An 18,320-nucleotide genomic window follows, 5' to 3' on the forward strand; every position below is an offset into this window, starting at 1 on the left:
CCATTTCCTCCCTGACAATCTCTTGCTGACGCGCTAAGATGGCGCATCTATTCTCTCCTCTGACATAAAAGTAATGAGTTATCAGGTACTTGCGCGAAAGTGGCGGCCAAAAATCTTTGCCGAGATGGTGGGTCAGGAGCATGTTCTCAAAGCTCTGATCAATGCCCTCGACGATCAACGACTGCACCACGCTTATTTGTTTACCGGTACCCGTGGTGTCGGTAAGACCACCATTGCGCGTATCTTGGCCAAGTGCCTGAACTGCGAAGAAGGTGTCAGTTCGAAGCCTTGTGGCCAGTGCTCCTCCTGTACGGCGATTGCCGAAGGTCGCTTCGTCGATCTGATTGAGGTGGATGCCGCCTCACGTACCAAAGTAGAGGATACGCGTGAGCTGCTGGACAACGTTCAATACGCACCGACGCATGGCCGCTACAAGGTCTATCTGATCGACGAAGTTCACATGCTGTCGACGCACAGCTTTAACGCTCTGTTGAAAACGCTGGAAGAACCGCCAGAGCATGTGAAATTTTTGCTGGCGACCACAGATCCGCAAAAATTACCGGTCACGGTATTGTCGCGTTGCCTGCAGTTCAGTCTTAAAAACATGGCGCCGCAGCGCATCGTCGAATACCTCACTCATGTACTGTCGTCAGAGCAAGTCAGCTATGAAGAGTCCGCTCTTTGGCAGCTTGGCCGAGCGGCTCAAGGCAGTATGCGTGATGCCCTGTCGTTAACCGACCAAGCCATTGCGTTTGGTCAGGGGCAGGTGATGGAAGAGCAGGTGGTGTCGATGTTAGGCACCATGGACCGCGGCCGTTTGTTTCGTTTGGCCAGCGTCATGGCCTCCGCCGATGCGGTCAAAGTGTTGGATGAAGTCGCGGCCATGGCAGAACACGGGCCAGATTTTGACGAAGTGCTGCAAGGGCTGATGCACATCTGGCATCGCACCGCGCTGGCACAAGTGGCTCCGGATGCCATTGATAATTCAGAGGGCGATCGCGACGCCATTATGAAATTAGCGGTGGCCATGGCCGCTGAAGACGTGCAGCTGTGCTATCAAATTGCTGGCACTGGGCGCCAAGATATCACTATGGCCCCCGACCCGCGTCAGGGCTTCGAGATGGTGCTGTTGCGCATGTTGGCGTTCCGGCCAGCGCCAACTGCACCGGTCGATTTGGACTTGGCCAGCTGCTTGGACGCTCAGCCATCGTTAGCGGGCGAAAAAAAAAATCCTGAATTAGCCGGTCGAGTTGATTCGGTTTCGGTACAGCAACACACTGATCAGCCAGAGCCAGAGCCAGAGCCAGAGCCAGAGCCAGAGCCAGAGCCAGAGCCAGAGCCAGAGCCAGAGCCAGAGCCAGAGCCAGAGCCAGAGCCAGAGCCAGAGCCAGAGCCAGAGCCAGAGCCAGAGCCAGAGCCAGAGCCAGAGCCAGAGCCAGAGCCAGAGCCAGAGCCAGAGCCAGAGCCAGAGCCAGAGCCCGTTGTAAGCTCGGACGCATTAGCTCTTCAGCCGCACACCTGGTGGCAATGGTTGGAGCAATTGCCGCTGGCGGGTATGACCGCTGCCATAGCCCGCAGCTGTGCTTTGGTACAGGTGGATGGGCAACAGTACTTTTTCGACTTGGACCCAGGCAATTCGGCGCTGTTTAATGACTCTCAGCGCCAGCGGTTGCAGGATGCTATGGCGCAGCAACTGGGTAAGGTTCAGGTGCATATTGAAGTGCGCCCACCGCGGGGTGAAACGCCCGATCAACGGCGTCAGCGGCTCCGCCACGAGGCCTGGGAGGGTGCGGCACAAGCGTTGCTGGCCGATCCCAATGTACAAATGATGATCGATCAGTTTGGTGCGGCGATCGACGAAAACAGCATTCAGCCGCTGCAGCAAAACTAACGATCTAACCAGTTATAGACATTTAACCAATTGAGGACTCTCTTATGATTAAAGGTGGCATGGGCAACTTGATGAAGCAGGCCCAGCAAATGCAAGAAAAAATGCAAAAGGCGCAGGAAGAAATCGCCAATGCCGAAGTGCAAGGCGAGTCGGGCGCTGGTCTGGTTAAGGTGACGATGAATGGTCGTCACGACGTGAAGCGCGTTGAAATCGACGATGCGGTGATGTCAGAAGACAAAGAAATGTTGGAAGATTTGCTCGCAGCTGCCGTCAACGACGCAGTGCGCAAAATCGAAGCCTACAACAAGGAAGAAATGAGCAAGGCTACCGCAGGCATGGGCTTGCCTGCAGGTATGAAATTGCCATTTTAACCATGAGCAAAACCTCGGCATTGTCGCAGTTGCGCCAGCAACTGCAGCGCCTCCCTGGTGTTGGCGAAAACGCCGCGGCACGCTGGGCTCAATGGCTGTTGGTGAATCGGCAAGGACAAGCGCTCGCCGAGGCGCTGAAGCTGGCGTTATCGCTGGAGCCGTGTTCGCAGTGCCAGCGCTTAGCAGTCGGGGACGATTGCCCTGCCTGCGCTGACGTGGCAGATGCCGTGCGCGTAGCGGTGGTGGTCAATGAAGATCAAGCGGATCGCCTGCTAGCCAGTGGTTATCCGGGGTATTGCTTTATTTGTCACGGCCGCTTGTCGCCAACCTCGGGCGTTGGTCCGGCCGAGCTTGGATTGGCGAAGTTGCAGCAAGGCCCTTGGCAGCGCGTGGACGCCTTTTTTGGCGATGATGTGGAAGACAAAGCAACGGTACTGTTTTTGCGCCAGTGCTTTAAAGGACAGGCGGAGGTCTATCACGTGACAGAGGAAGACGGGTGGCGCAACTGAAAATTCCAGAGCCGATTTGGCTGACTAATAATGCCGATTTGGCGGCGGCCTGCCAGGACTGGTGCGCTGAAGCATTTATTGCGGTAGATACCGAATTTGTTCGTACCAAAACCTATTTCCCCCAGGCTGGGCTGATTCAAGTGGCCAGTCGCCAAGGCAGCTACTTGATCGATCCTTTAGTGATCGATGACTGGCAACCGTTGGCTGAGGTATTTGAGCACCCTTTGGTGGTGAAGGTATTTCACGCCTGCGCTGAGGATTTGGAAGTCTGCCGCCTTCTCACCGGGGCGGTGCCTGCGCCGTTGGCCGATTCGCAGTTGGCGGCGGCGTTGGCGGGCTTGGGCGGCTCTTTGGGCTTTCAAAAAATAGTGAAAGAGCTGTTGCGAATTAACCTGCCCAAAGAAGAAACGCGCTCTAACTGGCTGCAGCGGCCATTGCGCGACGAGCAAATTCGTTATGCGGTGGCGGACGTGCACTACTTGCATCGCCTCTATCCGAAACTGATTAAACTGCTCAAATCGTTGCAGCGTGAATCGTGGTTGAGTGAAGAGTGTGATCGCTTGGTACGCCAGGTGCAGGTGCCGGACGACTTGAGCGGTTTGTATCGGCGAATCAAGCTGGCTTGGAAGCTGCGTCCGCAGGAGCAATTGGTGCTGCAGCAGCTCGCCGTGTGGCGAGAACAGCAGGCGCGTGCTTCGGACGTTCCTCGTGGGCAAATCTGTGACGATCAGAGCTTGTGGAACATTGCGCGGTTTAAAGCACGCAATCGTGATCAGTTAGCGAAGGCCGGTATGCGTCCAAGCATCATTCGAGACCATGGCAAAGATGTTCTTAAACTGGTTGATCAAGCATTGAAATTGGATAAGCAGTATTGGCCCAAGGTGCTTGATAAGCCGTTGTCGCCATTGGCCGGACAGTGGCTTAAAAAGCTGCGCGCGGCTGCGGTAGAAAAAGCCGAGCTGTTGGATATTCCGCCTGATCTGTTGGTGAAGAAAAAAATGCTGGAAGCCTTGTTGCGCTCTGGCTATCCTCGCGGCCCGTTTGAGCTGCCAGATGAGCTGAGTGGTTGGCGCCGGGCAGAAATTGGCGATTACCTTGTGCGGCTGCTGGAAGAGTGCAGCCGCGGTGAAACAACAGGCTGACTATGAGCAAAGTACTGTGCGACGTGTATAAGTCGCGAAAAAAAGACGAAACCTATTTGTACGTATCGCGCCAGGATGGGCTCAGCAAAGTACCAGACGAGCTAAAAGAGCTGTTTGGTCAAGCCGAGTTGGCGTTGACCATGATATTGACAGCGGACAAGACCCTGGCACGGGTGGACGCTGAGCGTGTGTTGCAGCAAATCGATGAGCAAGGGTACTACTTGCAAATGCCACCGCCGCGCGAGACTTATATGTTGGATCTGTTCTGTAAGCGGGACAACGATGACTGACGCGCCGTTCTGGCAGACCAAAACACTTGAACAAATGTCGACCCAAGAATGGGAGTCGCTGTGTGATGGTTGCGCCAAATGCTGTTTGCACAAGCTAGAAGACGAAGACTCAGGTGATGTGTATTACACCGATGTGCATTGTCGCTACCTCGATAACGACACCTGCCGTTGCAGTGTGTACCGCGAGCGGCAACAAAAGGTGCCGCATTGCGTTTGGTTGACGCCAGAGCAAGCAAAGGATTTCTTCTGGCTGCCCGATACCTGCGCTTACCGTCGCCTGAGCGAGGGGAAAGACCTGCCTGAATGGCATCCTCTGGTCTCTGGTGAGCCGCTCAGTGTGCACGATGCCGGCATTTCACTGCGCGGCAAAGGCGTGAATGAAGAGCTGGTGAAAGAAGAAGACTGGGAAGATCACATTATTTGGAAAGCGTAAAATGGATGCGGTGATTGAATACTGGCCATTCTGGCTGATTTATCTGGCGTCCGCAGTCATTGGGCTGTGGTGCTGGGGACAGTGTTTTTTCTGGTTGCGCAATACAGAAGTGCGACGGTTTGTCTATGCATTGGGTGCGGTGCTGCTGTTTACCCCGGCGCCGGCGGGGGAGGGGCTGAATCATCTAGCTCCTGCTCTGGTGGTGGTGCCCTTTGCTTGGCTTGATGGCAGCTTGCAGCAAGCGATGCCGGCCATTAACTGGTGGTTGTCGGCGTTGGCCATGGCCGTGGTGCTGTTGGCGCTGCGTGCGTTGATGAATTATTTCACTCGCTCTGAGCAAAGCGACCAGGCGCAGTAATCAGGGTTGGTGGTTTTTTATTCAAGCCACCCCTGACTTTTCTTTTTTTTATTACTTTTCTGGCTAACTTCAAAATCTTTGCTAATTTTTACAGCAGGCGTACGGCGCTGTAATCATTGGGGCAGTCCACTCGCACGGAGTATCGGGCCGCAGATATTGCTCTGACTGCAAGGGAAGAGGTTGGAAGTATGGCGAATCATATTTTTATTCTGGCGACGGTCATGTTGCTGGCCGGTATTTTTGGCGGCTTGGTGAACTATTACCTGTACGGTGATAAAGACCCTGATGCAGCCAGTTTGCCAAGATTCTTGGTGGTCGGCGTGGGTGCTTCGTTTCTGGTGCCGGTGGTGTTGGACATGGTGAACAGCGAACTGGTGTTGGAAAGTCAGGGCGATCCATCAAGGCTGTTAATCTTCACCGGTTTTTGTTTGATCGCAGCGCTGTTGAGCCGTTTCCTGATTGATAATTTGTCCGACCGGATTCTGAACGAAGCGCAAATGGCGAAGCAGCGCTCGGAAGAAGTGCAGCAAAATCTGCGCACCATGCAGGGTGAGCTGATGCCGCTGATCGATACTGAAACTGAACAAGATGCCTCCCAGGGAGATCCTGAGGCGGCACAAATAAATGAAGAGTTGGATGTAACGTCTACTCAAGTGCTGCGCATTTTAGCCAGTGGCCGATTTATTTTCCGCTCGCTGGGCGGTGTGTGCCGTGAAGCCAACGAAGAGGAATCGACCATTCTAAAAACACTCAATGTCTTGGTCGTTAGAAGCCTGGCAGGCAAAGTTAGCGGCAAAAATGGCGTGCGTTGGCATATTACTGAAAAAGGCCGACGCATTTTGGAGAATAATCTCTAGCCGGGCCGTGGGCTCGGTAAAACCGGAGGGGCGCCTGCGAGAGCAGTGTGCCCCTTTTTTGTTACAGAACTGGCGTTAGACGCCGATAGCTTAACAACAGTGGTATGAAAGGGGAGTGCAATGTTGCGCTGGTGGGTGTCGATTTTAGTGTTGACGATGGTTGTTTCTGCTTGGGCGGACGAGCGCCCGGCGGATGTCCGAATAGTGGTCGACATTTCAGGCAGTATGAAGCAAACCGACCCTAATAATCTTCGTATTCCAGCCACGAACTTACTAATTGAACTGATTCCCGATGGTGCCAACGCTGGGGTGTGGACCTTCGGTCGCTTCGTGAATATGTTAACGCCACTGGCCGTGGTGAACGACGAATGGCGCCAGCAAGCGCGTGCCGACGCTCAGCAAATCAACTCCGCAGGCCTGCGTACCAACTTGGTGGAGGCGCTGGAGCGTGCGCGCTGGCAGTTGGCGTCAGACTCTGGCTATCAACAGAGCATTATTTTGTTAACAGACGGCAAAATCGATATGGCCGCCGGCGATGCTGCGAACGCTGTCAATGAAGGCGAGCGCCAACGTTTATTAACGCAGGTATTGCCTTCATATGTCGAGGCTAATGCGAAAATTCACACATTGGCACTGTCGGATGGCGCGGACAAAAATATGCTGCGTCAAATTGCATTAGAGACTGGTGGCTTGTATCAAGAGGCCAATAACGCCGACGAGTTGCTGGCTGCTTTTTTGCGTGCATTTGATCGGGCTGTGCCGACCGAGCAGGTCCCTATGGTCGACAATGCTTTCACCATTGATGAGTCGGTGACTGAGTTTACCGCCCTGATCTTCAAACGCAGCAGCGACCGCCCGGTGCGGCTGCTATCGCCCTCCGGTAAAGAGTACACGGCTGACACGAGCCGCGGTGATGAGCAAGTCCGTTGGCACCAAGAGCTGAACTACGACTTGATTACCGTAACCGCGCCCGAGGCTGGGCAGTGGCAGGCGGATGCGGACATCGACCCAGAAAACCGCGTGCAGGTACTGACCGACCTGAAACTGAAAGTAGAAGGGCTGCCTGAGTCTATCTTTGCCGGCTATCCCGTTGATTTGACCATGTCGCTGACCAATCAGGGCGAAGTCATTGCCGAGCCTGCCTTGCTGCGTTTGACTGATGTCACTATGAAAGTCACCGCACCGGACGGCCGAGTGGGCAGTAAGTTGCTGTCAGACCCGGAGACCTTGCCTGCGGATGGCGTATATGCCGAATCTCTAACGCGGCTATCTCAGCCGGGCCAATACCTACTGGAAGTGACGGCCAGCGGTCCCACCTTTCAGCGCCGCCAGCAATTAAGTGCCACATTGATGGAACCGTTGCGCATTACCGAGCAGCTGGACGTAGCCAATCAACAAGTGTTGCTCGAAGTCGAGCCGTTGGTCGCCAATATCGATACCGGACTGTCGCGCATCATCGCCCGAGTGCTGTCGCCGGACGACAGCTCCATCATTCAGTCAATGGATTACGATCCGCAATTGAATCGCTGGCAGCTGCGTTTGCGCGCCGACAACGGTCCAGGGCAGTACGAAGTCGAGTTGAATGTTCGCGGTGTAACCGGATCTGGTGCCACCTTCAAAACCCGGCCGGATGCGCGAGTGTTTGAGTTTCCGCTGCAAGATCCAAACGCCACTGTGCCTGAGCCTATGCAAGAGGAAGCCCTTGAGGCTGACGCCAGTGCACCTGCAGAACAAGCCGTGGCTGAGGCTGCCAGTGAGGCAACCGCTCTAGCACCGACACCAGAGCCACCGAAAGCAGAGAAGCCCGAACCTGAGGTGCCAGAGGCGATAGAGCAACCGGAGGCATCGATTGCCCCGGATTTGTCCGCAAAACCAGTCACCGAGTTGACCGATGAGGCCGTGACAGAAGAATCAGAAGGCATTGCTTGGTGGATATACCTGCTGTTGGCATTGGGTAACTTAGGCATCTTTGGTGGTGCTGCTTGGTGGTGGCTGCGCCATCGCAGTCAGCAAGACAATGAAGCCCTGGCGCATGCAGATGTCAGCAGTACGTCGCTGCCGCCGGACCTGGAGCCGCCTGAACTCAGCGAAGAGGAGCTAGAGGGCAGCTTTGACAGCTTTGATGACGCTGACGAAGAGGAAATTCCACCCGTCAATGAGGCGCCGGCGAGTATGGGAGGAGATACGGACCTGGGTGGCGCGTCATTGGATGATGAGTTTTCCATCGACCCAGACGACAACCCAGCTCCCGATTTGGAAGACGATTGGGGCGAGTTTGATGTCGATGAGGAGCTCAACGGCGACAACGATAAAAAAGACCCATGATGCGAGGCCGTCGATGGCCGACATTACCGCGCTGGTGATATTCGCCCCAGTCAATTGAGCCACACGCTCGAGCGTGGGTTTGGCTTTTGTTCTTGGTGTTGAGCGATGTTGATCTTACCTTGCATTCGTCACATTTGGCTGGCTTGCTGTGCCGATGTGGCGTCCTTATACTTTCTGCCTACTTAAAAATGCGTAATCTGAGGTTGGTATGAAGTTCGAGGGTACTCAGGAATATGTGGCAACGCCGGAGCTGCGAACCGCCGTTAACGCGGCGATCACCTTGCAGCGTCCGCTGCTGTTAAAAGGGGAGCCGGGCACGGGCAAAACCATGCTGGCAGAGCAGTTGGCCAAGTCGCTGGATACTGAGCTGATTCAATGGCATATCAAGAGTACCACCAAAGCCCATCAAGGCTTGTATGAGTACGACGCCGTGTCTCGTTTGCGCGACTCCCAGTTGGGTGACGATAAAGTTCACGACATTGCTAATTACATTGTGAAAGGCAAGTTGTGGGAGGCGTTTACCGCAGACAAGCCCGTGGTTCTGTTGATTGATGAAATCGATAAAGCCGACATCGAGTTCCCCAACGACTTGCTGCTTGAGTTGGATAAAATGGAGTTTTTTGTCTACGAGACGCAAGAGCGTATTGTCGCCAAGCACCGCCCGATCATTTTGATCACCAGCAACAACGAAAAAGAGCTGCCAGACGCCTTTTTGCGCCGTTGTTTCTTCCATTACATCGATTTCCCGGATCGCACTACCATGCAAAGCATTGTTGATGTCCATTATCCGAGCATTAAGGCCGATCTGGTGCGCGAGGCGCTGGAAGTCTTCTTTGATGTGCGCAAGGTGCCTGGTTTAAAGAAAAAGCCATCCACATCGGAGCTGATCGATTGGCTGAAATTATTGCTGTCCGATGATATTGGTGCCGACTTATTGCGTAATAAAGATCACTCCAAAGCAATTCCGCCGATGTACGGTGCGCTGCTGAAAAACGAGCAAGACGTACAATTATTGGAAAAACTGGCGTTTATGAGTCGCCGCAAAGGTTAACGCATATGTTGATCGATTTTTTCGAAACCGTGCGCCAAGCCAAAGTCCCATGTTCCGTACGTGAGTATTTGGACTTGGTTGAAGCCGTCAGTGCGCATCTGGCGTTTGCTGATATGGACGAGTTTTACGCCATTGCTCGTTTGTGTTTAGTGAAGGACGAAAAACACTATGACAAGTTCGACAAAGCCTTTGCTGCCTACTTCCAAGGGCTTGAGCTGCCGCCGGATTTTCTCAACGAGGCCGGTATTCCTGAGGATTGGATGCGCAAAGAGTTTGAGCGCATCCTGTCGCAGGAAGATATGGATAAAATCGATGCGCTGGGCGGTCTCGACAAGCTGATGGAAGAGTTCCAAAAACGTCTTGAAGAACAAGAAAAACGTCACCAGGGTGGTAATCGCATGATTGGCACCGGCGGCACATCGCCGTTTGGTGCCAATGGTTACAATCCGGAAGGCTTTCGCATTGAGCAAGGCAAGTCGCGGCACAAAAAAGCCGTCAAGGTGTGGGAAAAACGTCAATATCGTGATTTGGACGACAGCATTGAGCTGGGTATTCGCAACATAAAAGTCGCGCTGCGACGGTTGCGCAAATTTGCTCGCCAAGGCGCCGCGGAAGAACTGGATCTGGATGACACCATAGGCGCCACCGCCAAAAATGCGGGCTTCTTGGACATTAAAATGGTGCCGGAGCGCCACAACGCCGTTAAGGTGCTGCTGTTTTTTGATGTGGGCGGCTCGATGGACCCGCACGTGCGTACCTGTGAGGAATTATTTTCCGCCGCGCGGACTGAGTTCAAGCACATGGAAACCTTTTACTTCCACAATTGCTTGTACGAGTCGGTGTGGCAAAACAACGTACGGCGCATGAATGAGCAGATCAAAACCTGGGACATCCTGCGCAAGTACGGTAACGACTACAAAGTGATTTTTGTCGGCGATGCCATGATGGCACCTTACGAAGTCACGCACGCCGGCGGTAGTGTGGAACACTGGAACGAAGAGCCCGGAGCGGTTTGGCTACAGCGCATCACTGATCACTACGATAAAATTGCCTGGATCAACCCGGCGCCCAAATCTTACTGGGGCAATGGCGGCTCTCTGGGAGCCATACGCAGCATTTTCAACGATCACATGTACCCACTGACGTTGTCTGGGTTAGAAGATGCGATGAAGTTTTTGGCGAAATAGCAGCGACACGGTCGCTGCTGGCGCTGTTAGCTCAATTGCACCTGTGGCAAAGCGGGAGCGGTGACGGTCATTTTGTCGGTCGGTGCCATTACGGTGGCTTCACCGGCAGCAACGACTTTATTGTGTTGATTGCTCACCTTGCAATCCAGGGTAACGATGGGTTTGCTGTCGTGTTTGCTGCTAACGGTTAAGGTCACGGTCAGCTCATCACCAATCATTACCGGCTTTTTAAACGACAAATTCTGACCCAAATAAATCGTGCCAGGGCCAGGCAGTTGCATGCCAAGCACCGCCGAGATCAGTGCGCCGGTGTACATGCCGTGAGCAATTTGTGCTTTAAATGCAGTGGTGGCGGCAAATTCTGCATCCAAATGCACTGGGTTGCGGTCGCCAGAGACGGCTGCGAACAATTGCAGGTCCTGTTCGCTTACTGTTTGTTGGCGCTGGCAGCTGTCGCCAATTTGAATTTCGTCAAAGGTGCGGTTGGTAATGGTGTCCATGTTATTCCTTATCCAATTGCTGAAGCCAACGCAGCATATCGCCACGCACTTGCTCGGCGTTAATCTCATTTAACACTTCATGACGTGCATCAGGATACAGGGTGCAGGTGACATTGTGATGACCCGTTTGGCGAAATTGTTGTGCCAGTCGCTTCACGCCACGGCCTTGTTGTCCTACCGGGTCTTTGTCTCCAGCAATTAATAACACGGGCAGCTCACTGGGAATGGCGCGTAAAGCATCGGCCTGGCTGATTTCTATCAATCCAGTCATTAACTCAACCCATAACTGCGTGCTGCACAAATGGCCGCAGTGTTCATCTTGAATATACGCCTGAACCTCATCGGGATCGCGTGATAGCCAATCAAACGGCGTCGAGGTGGGGCGAAACGCACGATTAAAACTGGCGAAGGACAACGCATTCAGCAAGGAAGAAGGGTGTTTGTCGCCACGCAGCGAACGCTCAGTCCAGGCCACCGCTCGCGCTGCTTGATACAACAGTGGGCCTTGATAATTACTGCCGCTCAGTATTAAACCGGACAAATGATCACCGTGGCGCCGGGCAAAGCCCTGCGCAATAAAGGATCCCATCGAGTGGCCAAACAGAATGCGTCGTGGCTGGCGCGTTAGTTGTTGCACTTGCCAAATGTCATCGATCACGGCTTCCCAGCCAGATTGTCCTTGGTCGGCGAAATGGCCTGTCGGTGTGCGTTCACCGTGGCCACGGTGGTTGTGCATCGCCACGGCAAAGCCAGCTTGCTGCAGCGCAACAACCAATGGTTGATAGCGTTGGACGTGCTCGGCCATGCCATGAGTGAGGTGCACCACCGTGTCGGCGTCTGGCAAATCCCAATATTGGGCTTGAAACTCGCTACCGTCTTGGCTGCGAATGTTGAGCGTTTGTGCCGCAGGCGGCATGGAGTTTGGGCGTGCTGTGGTCATGTTCATCGGTGAGTATAGTTGTTTTTTGCTGCACACCATGGCGTGATTGACGCTGTTTGTAAACGCTTGGCGCTGAAATGCTGTGTGGTGTAAGTGGTTACCGCAGTGTGGTTCGCTAAAGCACTGAAATGATTCACGGTTGACCCGATGTGACCTGTTTTGCCGCATTGTCAGAAAACCGGTACACTCCTGCTGTTTTTTCTGACCCGTCGTCAGTGGGGGAGCTGACAGTTGGTGAACCAGCAGGCGGGGCTTCGATTATTTTACCCCTGACGATAACGATAAATCAGGGTGGCTCAGGAGGCAGTATGAACGAACAATTCTTCCAGGAACGATACCCGGCTGGCCTTGCAGCGACGATTGATCCAGACAAGCACGACTCTGTGGTCGAGATCTTCGATGGCTTCGTCAAAAAGTTCAGCGACCGTCCGGCGTTTACCTGCCTTGGGCAAACCATCACTTATCGTGATCTGAATGAAAAAAGTGCAGCCTTTGCTGCATACCTGCAAAACGAAACCAGCTTGCAGCCAGGTGATCGTATTGCGGTGCAATTGCCGAACGTACTGCAGTATCCGATTGTGGTATTTGGCGCGATGCGTGCTGGCATGGTGGTGGTAAACACCAACCCGTTGTACACCGAGCGCGAAATGGAGCACCAATTTAACGACTCGGGTGCAAAAGCCTTGGTGGTGTTGGCGAATATGGCCTCCAAAGCCGAAAAAGTTCTGCCCAATACCGGCATTAAACACGTCATCGTGACCAGTGTCGGCGACATGCACGACGGTCTGAAGCGTATGTTGATTAACGGTGTGTTGAAGTACGTCAAAAAAGAAGTGCCGCCGTTTAATATTGCTGGCGCTGTGGGTTTGCGTGAAGCCTTGGCGACAGGCGCAGGGCGTAGTTTTTCTGCCGTTAAAGTCGAGCGCGATGATGTGGCGGTATTGCAGTACACCGGCGGTACTACAGGGGTTGCCAAAGGCGCCATGCTGACCCACCGTAACTTGATGGCCAACATGTTGCAGTGTCATGGTCTGTTTTCCATGATTTTGGAAGAAGGCCGTGAAACGGCCATTGCGCCGCTGCCGCTGTATCATATTTACGCCTTTACCGTGCATTGCATGGTGATGCTGGAGACGGGCAATCACTCGATTTTGATACCTAATCCGCGCGATATCCCAGGTTTTGTGAAAACCCTGCAGAAAAGCGACTTCAGTGCGTTTGTTGGCCTCAATACTTTGTTTGTGGCGCTGTGCAATCAGCCTGATTTCCGCGCGCTGGATTTCAGTGGTTTGAAACTGACCATTTCAGGCGGTATGGCGTTGACCAAAGACGCGGCAGATCAGTGGAAGAAAATCACGGGCTGTGACATCGCCGAAGGTTATGGCATGACAGAAACCTCACCTGTGGTGTCGTTTAACCCGCCGGGTTACATCAAGGTCGGTACCATTGGTATGCCGGTGGCCAGCACCTTGTGTAAGGTGATGGACGAAGAAGGCAACGAAATGCCGGTTGGTGAGCCGGGTGAGCTGTGTGTGAAAGGCCCGCAAGTGATGAAGGGCTACTGGCAGCGTCCGGAAGCTACGGCGGAAACCATCACTGAAGACGGTTGGTTAAAAACCGGTGATATGGCCGTCATTTCTGAAGACGGTTACATGAAAATCGTCGACCGTAAGAAGGACATGATTATTGTCTCAGGCTTTAATGTGTATCCGAATGAGGTAGAAGACGTGGTAGTGTCTCACCCGGATATCGTTGAGGCGGCCGCCGTGGGTGTGCCGGATGCCAAGAGCTCTGAGGCGGTGAAGATCTTTGTGGTGTCATCGAACCAAGATCTGACCGCTGCTGAAATTACCGAATGGTGCCGTGAGCGCCTGACGGCATACAAAATTCCACGTCATATTGAATTCCGTGACGATCTGCCGAAAACCAATGTCGGCAAAATCCTGCGCCGTGAGCTGCGTGATGAGGAGCTGAAAAAGCACAACTAAACGTCACGGTTGTGTAGCAACATTAGCGCCCTCAGATTGTCTGAGGGCGTTTTTATTTGTTCAGGAGTCCGCCTTGCAGGCATCCACTCAACCCGATATCAAAGCACTGCACAAAGCCATTGATCAGTGTTTATTAAAAGACCAATTTCCTGCCCGCCGCAGCGTTCGCCAAATTCAACAACGCATTGATCAGCAACAATCCATCGATCAGCCGCTGCAGCGCCTGTTGAAACGCATTGAAACCAGTCAGGCGGCCAGAGCGCGTCGCAGCCAGCCAATCACACTGAGTTACCCACAAAACTTGCCCGTCAGCGAGCGCCGCGAGGACATTCTGGCGTTGATTCGCGAGCACCAAGTGGTGGTGATTGCGGGCGAAACCGGCAGTGGTAAAACCACGCAATTGCCGAAGCTCTGTTTAGAGGCCGGATTGGGCCAGGCCGGGCGCATTGCTCATACTCAACCCAGGCGGTTGGCCGCCCGTTCCGTCGCTGCCCGTATTGCCGAAGAGATCAATACGCCATTGGGCGATCTGGTGGGTTATCAGATTCGTTTTACCGACAATAGCAGCGACGATACGCGCATCAAGTTGATGACGGACGGTATTTTGTTGGCGCAAACGCAACATGACCGTTTTTTAAACGAATACGACGCCATTATTATCGACGAAGCACACGAACGCAGTCTGAATATTGACTTTCTGATTGGCTATTTGAAGCAATTATTGCCCAAGCGCCCCGATCTTAAAGTGATCATTACCTCGGCCACCATCGATGTAGAGCGTTTCTCCAAGCACTTCGACAATGCCCCGGTGGTGGAAGTCTCGGGTCGTTCTTATCCGGTAGAAATGCGTTATCGACCGCTGGTGCGCGAAGATCAGGAAGCCGAAGACCAAAGCCTGTTTGAGGGTATTGATGCGGCGTTGGCGGAGCTGCGCGGCGAGGATAAGAAAAACGGTCAACCGGGCGATGTGCTGGTATTTTTGCCCGGTGAGCGAGAAATTCGTGAATGCGCTGAGTATTTACGCCGCCAATCCTTGCCAGCCACCGACATTCTGCCGCTGTATGCGCGACTCAGTGCCGCAGATCAGCAACGAATATTTCGTCCTCATGGCGGCCGACGTGTGGTGCTGTCCACCAATGTTGCCGAAACGTCTTTGACGGTGCCTGGTATTCGCTATGTGATCGATTCCGGCGTTGCCCGCATCAGTCGCTACAGTTATCGCAGTAAAGTGCAACGACTGCAGATTGAAGCCATTTCTCAAGCCAGCGCTAATCAGCGCGCCGGGCGCTGTGGTCGTACCGCGCCGGGTGTGTGTATTCGCCTGTATGAGCAAGCCGACTTCGAGGCTCGCCCTGAGTTTACCGACCCAGAGATTCGGCGCACGAACTTAGCCGCTGTGGTGCTGCAGATGCTGCATCTGAAACTGGGTAAGCTGCAGTCGTTCCCGTTTGTGGATGCACCCGACGAGCGTTTTGTGCGCGATGGCTTTAATTTGTTGTCGGAGCTTGAGGCCGTTGATGAGCAGCACCAGCTAACGGACATCGGCCGTCAAATGGCGCGCTTGCCATTAGACCCTCGTGTATCGCGCATGCTGCTTGAAGCACAGCGTCAGCAATCTTTGTCGGAGGTGTTGATCATCGCCGCTGCGCTGTCGGTGCAGGATCCGCGCGAGCGTCCGCCGGAAAAGAAACAAGCGGCGGATGAAAAACATCGCTTGTGGCGTCACGACGACTCAGACTTTTTGACGTTGGTGAATTTATGGCAAGGCTATGAAGAGCAGCGTCAGGCTTTGAGTCAGAATCAGCTGCGCAAATGGTGTCAAAAACACTATTTGTCCTTTATGCGTTTACGTGAGTGGCGTGATACGCACCGTCAACTGCACATTTTGTGCAAAGAGCTGTCGCTCAACGAAAATGGCGAACCGGCCGATTATGCGTCTGTGCACAAAGCCTTGTTGGCCGGCATGCTCAGTCAAATTGGTTTTAAAGCCGAGGGCAGTGAATACCTCGGGGCGCGCAATCGCAAACTGATGATATTTCCGGCGTCCGGCCTGTATAAAAAACGCCCTAAATGGATTATGGCGGCGGAGCTGATGGAAACGTCGCGCTTATATGCGCGAGAAGTGGCGTTGGTGGAGCCGCAATGGATCGAAGAGATTGGCCGTCCGCTATTGAAATACCAGTATTTTGAGCCCTATTGGCACCAAAAGCGCGGACAAGTCGTCGCCTTTGAGCAAAGCAGTTTGTACGGCTTGGTGGTCAACCCGAAAAAACGGGTGGATTACAGTAAAACCCACGCACCAGAGGCGCGTACGCTGTTTATTCAGCAAGCACTGGTGGAGCAGCAGCTCGGCAGTCGGGTCGATTTTTATCAGCACAATATTGAGCTGATTCGTGAAGTGACCGAATACGAGGAAAAATCACGCCGCCGTGATTTGGTGATCGATGATGCGGTGCTGGCCGCTTTTTACGACCAGCACTTGCCGACGCACATAGCCTCGCGTCGCCAGCTGGAAAGTTGGTGTAAAAAACACCCACAACAACAGCAAGCCCTGAAGCTGACGCGTGATTTTCTGCTCAGTCCAGACGCAGCCGGGATTGGCGTTGCCGATTTCCCCACCGAACTGGAGTGGAATGGGCTGATGTTTCCATTGAAATACAGCTTTGCCCCTGGGGCGGTGGACGATGGTATTTCATTGCAAGTGCCGTTGGCGATGTTGCAGCAAGTGCCTGCAGCGCGCATCGACTGGCTGGTGCCGGGCTTTATTCACGATAAGGTTGCGCAGCTGATCAAGGGCTTGCCCAAGGCCAAACGCAAACAGTTTGTGCCGGTGCCGCAAACCGCCGATGTGTTTTTGCGCCAACAGGTGTTTGCCCAAGGCGATTTGCTCTCTTGCTTATTGGATTATCTAAATCGCAATGCCAGCATGCGCGTTGAGCGCCAGGAGCTGAGCGCGGCAGAGTTGCCGCCACACTTGCAGATGAATATCCAGGTGATGGAAGACGGTGAGCTGTTCGAGCAGGGGCGTGACTTGGCCGCTTTGCAGCAAGCGTTTAGCGACGTCAGTCAATCGCAAGTGCAGAATCTGGCTCACGCTGATTTTCAGCGTGCTGGTATCGAACGTTGGGACTTTGGCGATTTACCCGCCATGGTCGAGACCGATTTGAACGGCCTGCCGGTGCGCGCATTTCCTTGTTTGAAATGTGGCGACAAAGAACTCTCGCTAACGGTTGAGGCGGATCAGGCGTTGGCAGAGCAACAGCATCGCGCCGGTGTTGTGCTGTTGTATCGGCGTATGTTCGCCGCACAAGCGAAAGTCATTCGCGCTGATTTGCAAAAAGCAGTGGGGTCACGTTGGTTGCAAGCCAAAGGTATGGGCACGCAGCAAACGCTGGCCGAGTCGCTGCTGGCGGCGGTGTTTCGCCAAGTGTTCGTCCCGCATGATCAGCCGGCGCCCTATGCTGAAGCCGATTTTGTAGAACGCCAGCAACGCCGTGATCAGCTGCTGGTGCAAGGAGCGCTGATGATCGAGCAATTCGATCAGTGGATGACCTTGCGTCATGGCATTTTAAAGTCGATGAGCGGCGCGGTCAGTTTGGATCGGGCAATGGCTTACAGCGATGTTAAAGCTCGACTGGAGCAATTGCTGGCGCCTGGCTTTATGGAGCAAACCCCCTGGCAATACCTGCAGTGCTTTACGCGTTACCTAAAAGCCATGGCATACCGCTTAGACAAGCTGCAGGGCAATCTGCCGCGTGATCGCCAAGCCATGTTGGAGTTCGACACTTTGGAGCAGCCGTATCTGGAGCTGGTGGCTGGTCAGGACATACCGCCATTGAGTGAACTGGCGGAGTTTGGCTGGCTGCTGCAGGAGTGGCGGGTGTCATTGTTTGCTCAGCCTCTGGGCACACGAGAGCCGGTCTCTCTCAAGCGCTTGAAAGCCAAATGGGAAGGGCTGGATAAGTCATTGCACGCCTGAGTATCAAACTTGGGCGCAATTTCTACGCCAAACTCTTGAACCACGCTGGCCAATTAGCCACTAATATCATCACGTCGCTGTAAGAAAGTTGGCGATGTGACGACATACCCCATGAGACGGCGGTCGCAACACTCAGTGCGCCGCCCTTTTTAGGCATATAACAAGCACATACAAGGTACTGACACATGGCGAATAACAGTAAAAAACCCGCAGCAGCCGTTCTGAGCGCCGCTTTCTTAGCGGCCCTAGCCACTACCCCGGCTCAGGCGAGTGATGCCAACCCTTTTGCGTCACAAACGCTGGACGGTGGTTACCAGCTGGCTGGCGATCATGAAGGCAAATGCGGTGAAGGTAAGTGTGGCGGCAAAGCCGACAGTGAAGGCAAGTGTGGCGAAGGTAAGTGCGGTGGCAAAGCCGACAGCGAAGGCAAATGCGGCGGCAAAAGCGACTCCGAAGGTAAGTGCGGTGAAGGCAAGTGTGGCGGTAACAGCTAACGGAG

At 53.8% G+C, this 18,320-nt stretch carries 16 protein-coding genes; 14 read left to right on the forward strand and 2 right to left on the reverse strand.

The window, feature by feature from the left end:
• Window positions 1-73 precede the first annotated feature (73 nt).
• The 11 genes from dnaX to CHH28_RS13915 all read left to right on the forward strand — a co-directional run bounded on the left by dnaX (window position 74) and on the right by CHH28_RS13915 (window position 10,414).
• Window positions 74-1,891, forward strand: coding sequence for a DNA polymerase III subunit gamma/tau (gene dnaX, locus CHH28_RS13865; RefSeq protein ID WP_094060868.1), 1,818 nt, complete (start codon window positions 74-76; stop codon window positions 1,889-1,891).
• Between the two features lie 44 nt (window positions 1,892-1,935).
• Window positions 1,936-2,262, forward strand: coding sequence for a YbaB/EbfC family nucleoid-associated protein (locus CHH28_RS13870; protein ID WP_094060869.1), 327 nt, complete (start codon window positions 1,936-1,938; stop codon window positions 2,260-2,262).
• 2 nt (window positions 2,263-2,264) lie between these two features.
• Window positions 2,265-2,771: a hypothetical protein gene (locus tag CHH28_RS13875; RefSeq protein ID WP_094060870.1), complete on the forward strand. Its 507-nt coding sequence runs from the start codon at window positions 2,265-2,267 to the stop codon at window positions 2,769-2,771.
• Entirely contained in the window at window positions 2,759-3,913 is a 1,155-nt protein-coding gene (rnd, locus tag CHH28_RS13880) for a ribonuclease D (RefSeq protein WP_094060871.1), read from the forward strand. Before CHH28_RS13875 ends, rnd begins: the two co-directional genes overlap by 13 nt.
• Window positions 3,914-3,915: 2 nt before the next feature.
• Window positions 3,916-4,203 carry a YcgL domain-containing protein gene (locus CHH28_RS13885; RefSeq protein ID WP_094060872.1) on the forward strand — a complete coding sequence of 96 codons (288 nt, stop codon included), beginning with the start codon at window positions 3,916-3,918 and terminating at the stop codon, window positions 4,201-4,203.
• Complete coding sequence (locus CHH28_RS13890; protein WP_094060873.1) at window positions 4,196-4,636, forward strand: YcgN family cysteine cluster protein; 441 nt, start codon at window positions 4,196-4,198, stop codon at window positions 4,634-4,636. The genes CHH28_RS13885 and CHH28_RS13890 overlap by 8 nt, the downstream gene beginning before the upstream one ends.
• A 1-nt stretch (window position 4,637) precedes the next feature.
• A complete protein-coding gene (locus tag CHH28_RS13895; protein ID WP_094060874.1) occupies window positions 4,638-4,994 on the forward strand; it encodes a hypothetical protein in 357 nt (118 codons plus the stop codon).
• A 188-nt stretch (window positions 4,995-5,182) separates the two neighbouring features.
• The gene (locus CHH28_RS13900) at window positions 5,183-5,851 is read left to right on the forward strand and encodes a YEATS-associated helix-containing protein (protein ID WP_094060875.1); all 669 of its coding nucleotides are present in this window, start codon (window positions 5,183-5,185) and stop codon (window positions 5,849-5,851) included.
• A gap of 120 nt (window positions 5,852-5,971) precedes the next feature.
• The gene (locus tag CHH28_RS13905) at window positions 5,972-8,176 is read left to right on the forward strand and encodes a VWA domain-containing protein (RefSeq protein WP_094060876.1); all 2,205 of its coding nucleotides are present in this window, start codon (window positions 5,972-5,974) and stop codon (window positions 8,174-8,176) included.
• Window positions 8,177-8,384: 208 nt separating this feature from the next.
• Entirely contained in the window at window positions 8,385-9,227 is an 843-nt protein-coding gene (locus CHH28_RS13910) for an AAA family ATPase (protein ID WP_094060877.1), read from the forward strand.
• A 5-nt stretch (window positions 9,228-9,232) separates the two neighbouring features.
• Entirely contained in the window at window positions 9,233-10,414 is a 1,182-nt protein-coding gene (locus tag CHH28_RS13915) for a vWA domain-containing protein (protein ID WP_094060878.1), read from the forward strand.
• 26 nt (window positions 10,415-10,440) lie between these two features.
• Here the strand turns inward: CHH28_RS13915 and CHH28_RS13920 are convergent, their stop codons facing one another.
• Entirely contained in the window at window positions 10,441-10,914 is a 474-nt protein-coding gene (locus tag CHH28_RS13920) for a MaoC/PaaZ C-terminal domain-containing protein (RefSeq protein ID WP_094060879.1), read from the reverse strand.
• A gap of 1 nt (window position 10,915) precedes the next feature.
• Entirely contained in the window at window positions 10,916-11,854 is a 939-nt protein-coding gene (locus CHH28_RS13925; RefSeq protein ID WP_157729920.1) for an alpha/beta fold hydrolase, read from the reverse strand.
• 308 nt (window positions 11,855-12,162) lie between these two features.
• On the opposite strand from CHH28_RS13925, the gene CHH28_RS13930 reads away from it, so the two are divergent.
• From CHH28_RS13930 to CHH28_RS13940, 3 genes are all read left to right on the forward strand, one after another.
• Complete coding sequence (locus CHH28_RS13930; protein ID WP_094060881.1) at window positions 12,163-13,842, forward strand: AMP-binding protein; 1,680 nt, start codon at window positions 12,163-12,165, stop codon at window positions 13,840-13,842.
• Between the two features lie 73 nt (window positions 13,843-13,915).
• Window positions 13,916-17,821, forward strand: a complete 3,906-nt coding sequence (hrpA, locus tag CHH28_RS13935; protein WP_094060882.1) for an ATP-dependent RNA helicase HrpA — start codon at window positions 13,916-13,918, stop codon at window positions 17,819-17,821.
• Between the two features lie 185 nt (window positions 17,822-18,006).
• Window positions 18,007-18,315 carry a hypothetical protein gene (locus tag CHH28_RS13940; protein WP_094060883.1) on the forward strand — a complete coding sequence of 103 codons (309 nt, stop codon included), beginning with the start codon at window positions 18,007-18,009 and terminating at the stop codon, window positions 18,313-18,315.
• Window positions 18,316-18,320 lie beyond the last annotated feature (5 nt).

Origin of the sequence: Bacterioplanes sanyensis (genome assembly GCF_002237535.1) — a bacterium.
Classification (GTDB): Bacteria; Pseudomonadota; Gammaproteobacteria; order Pseudomonadales; family Oceanobacteraceae; genus Bacterioplanes; species Bacterioplanes sanyensis_A.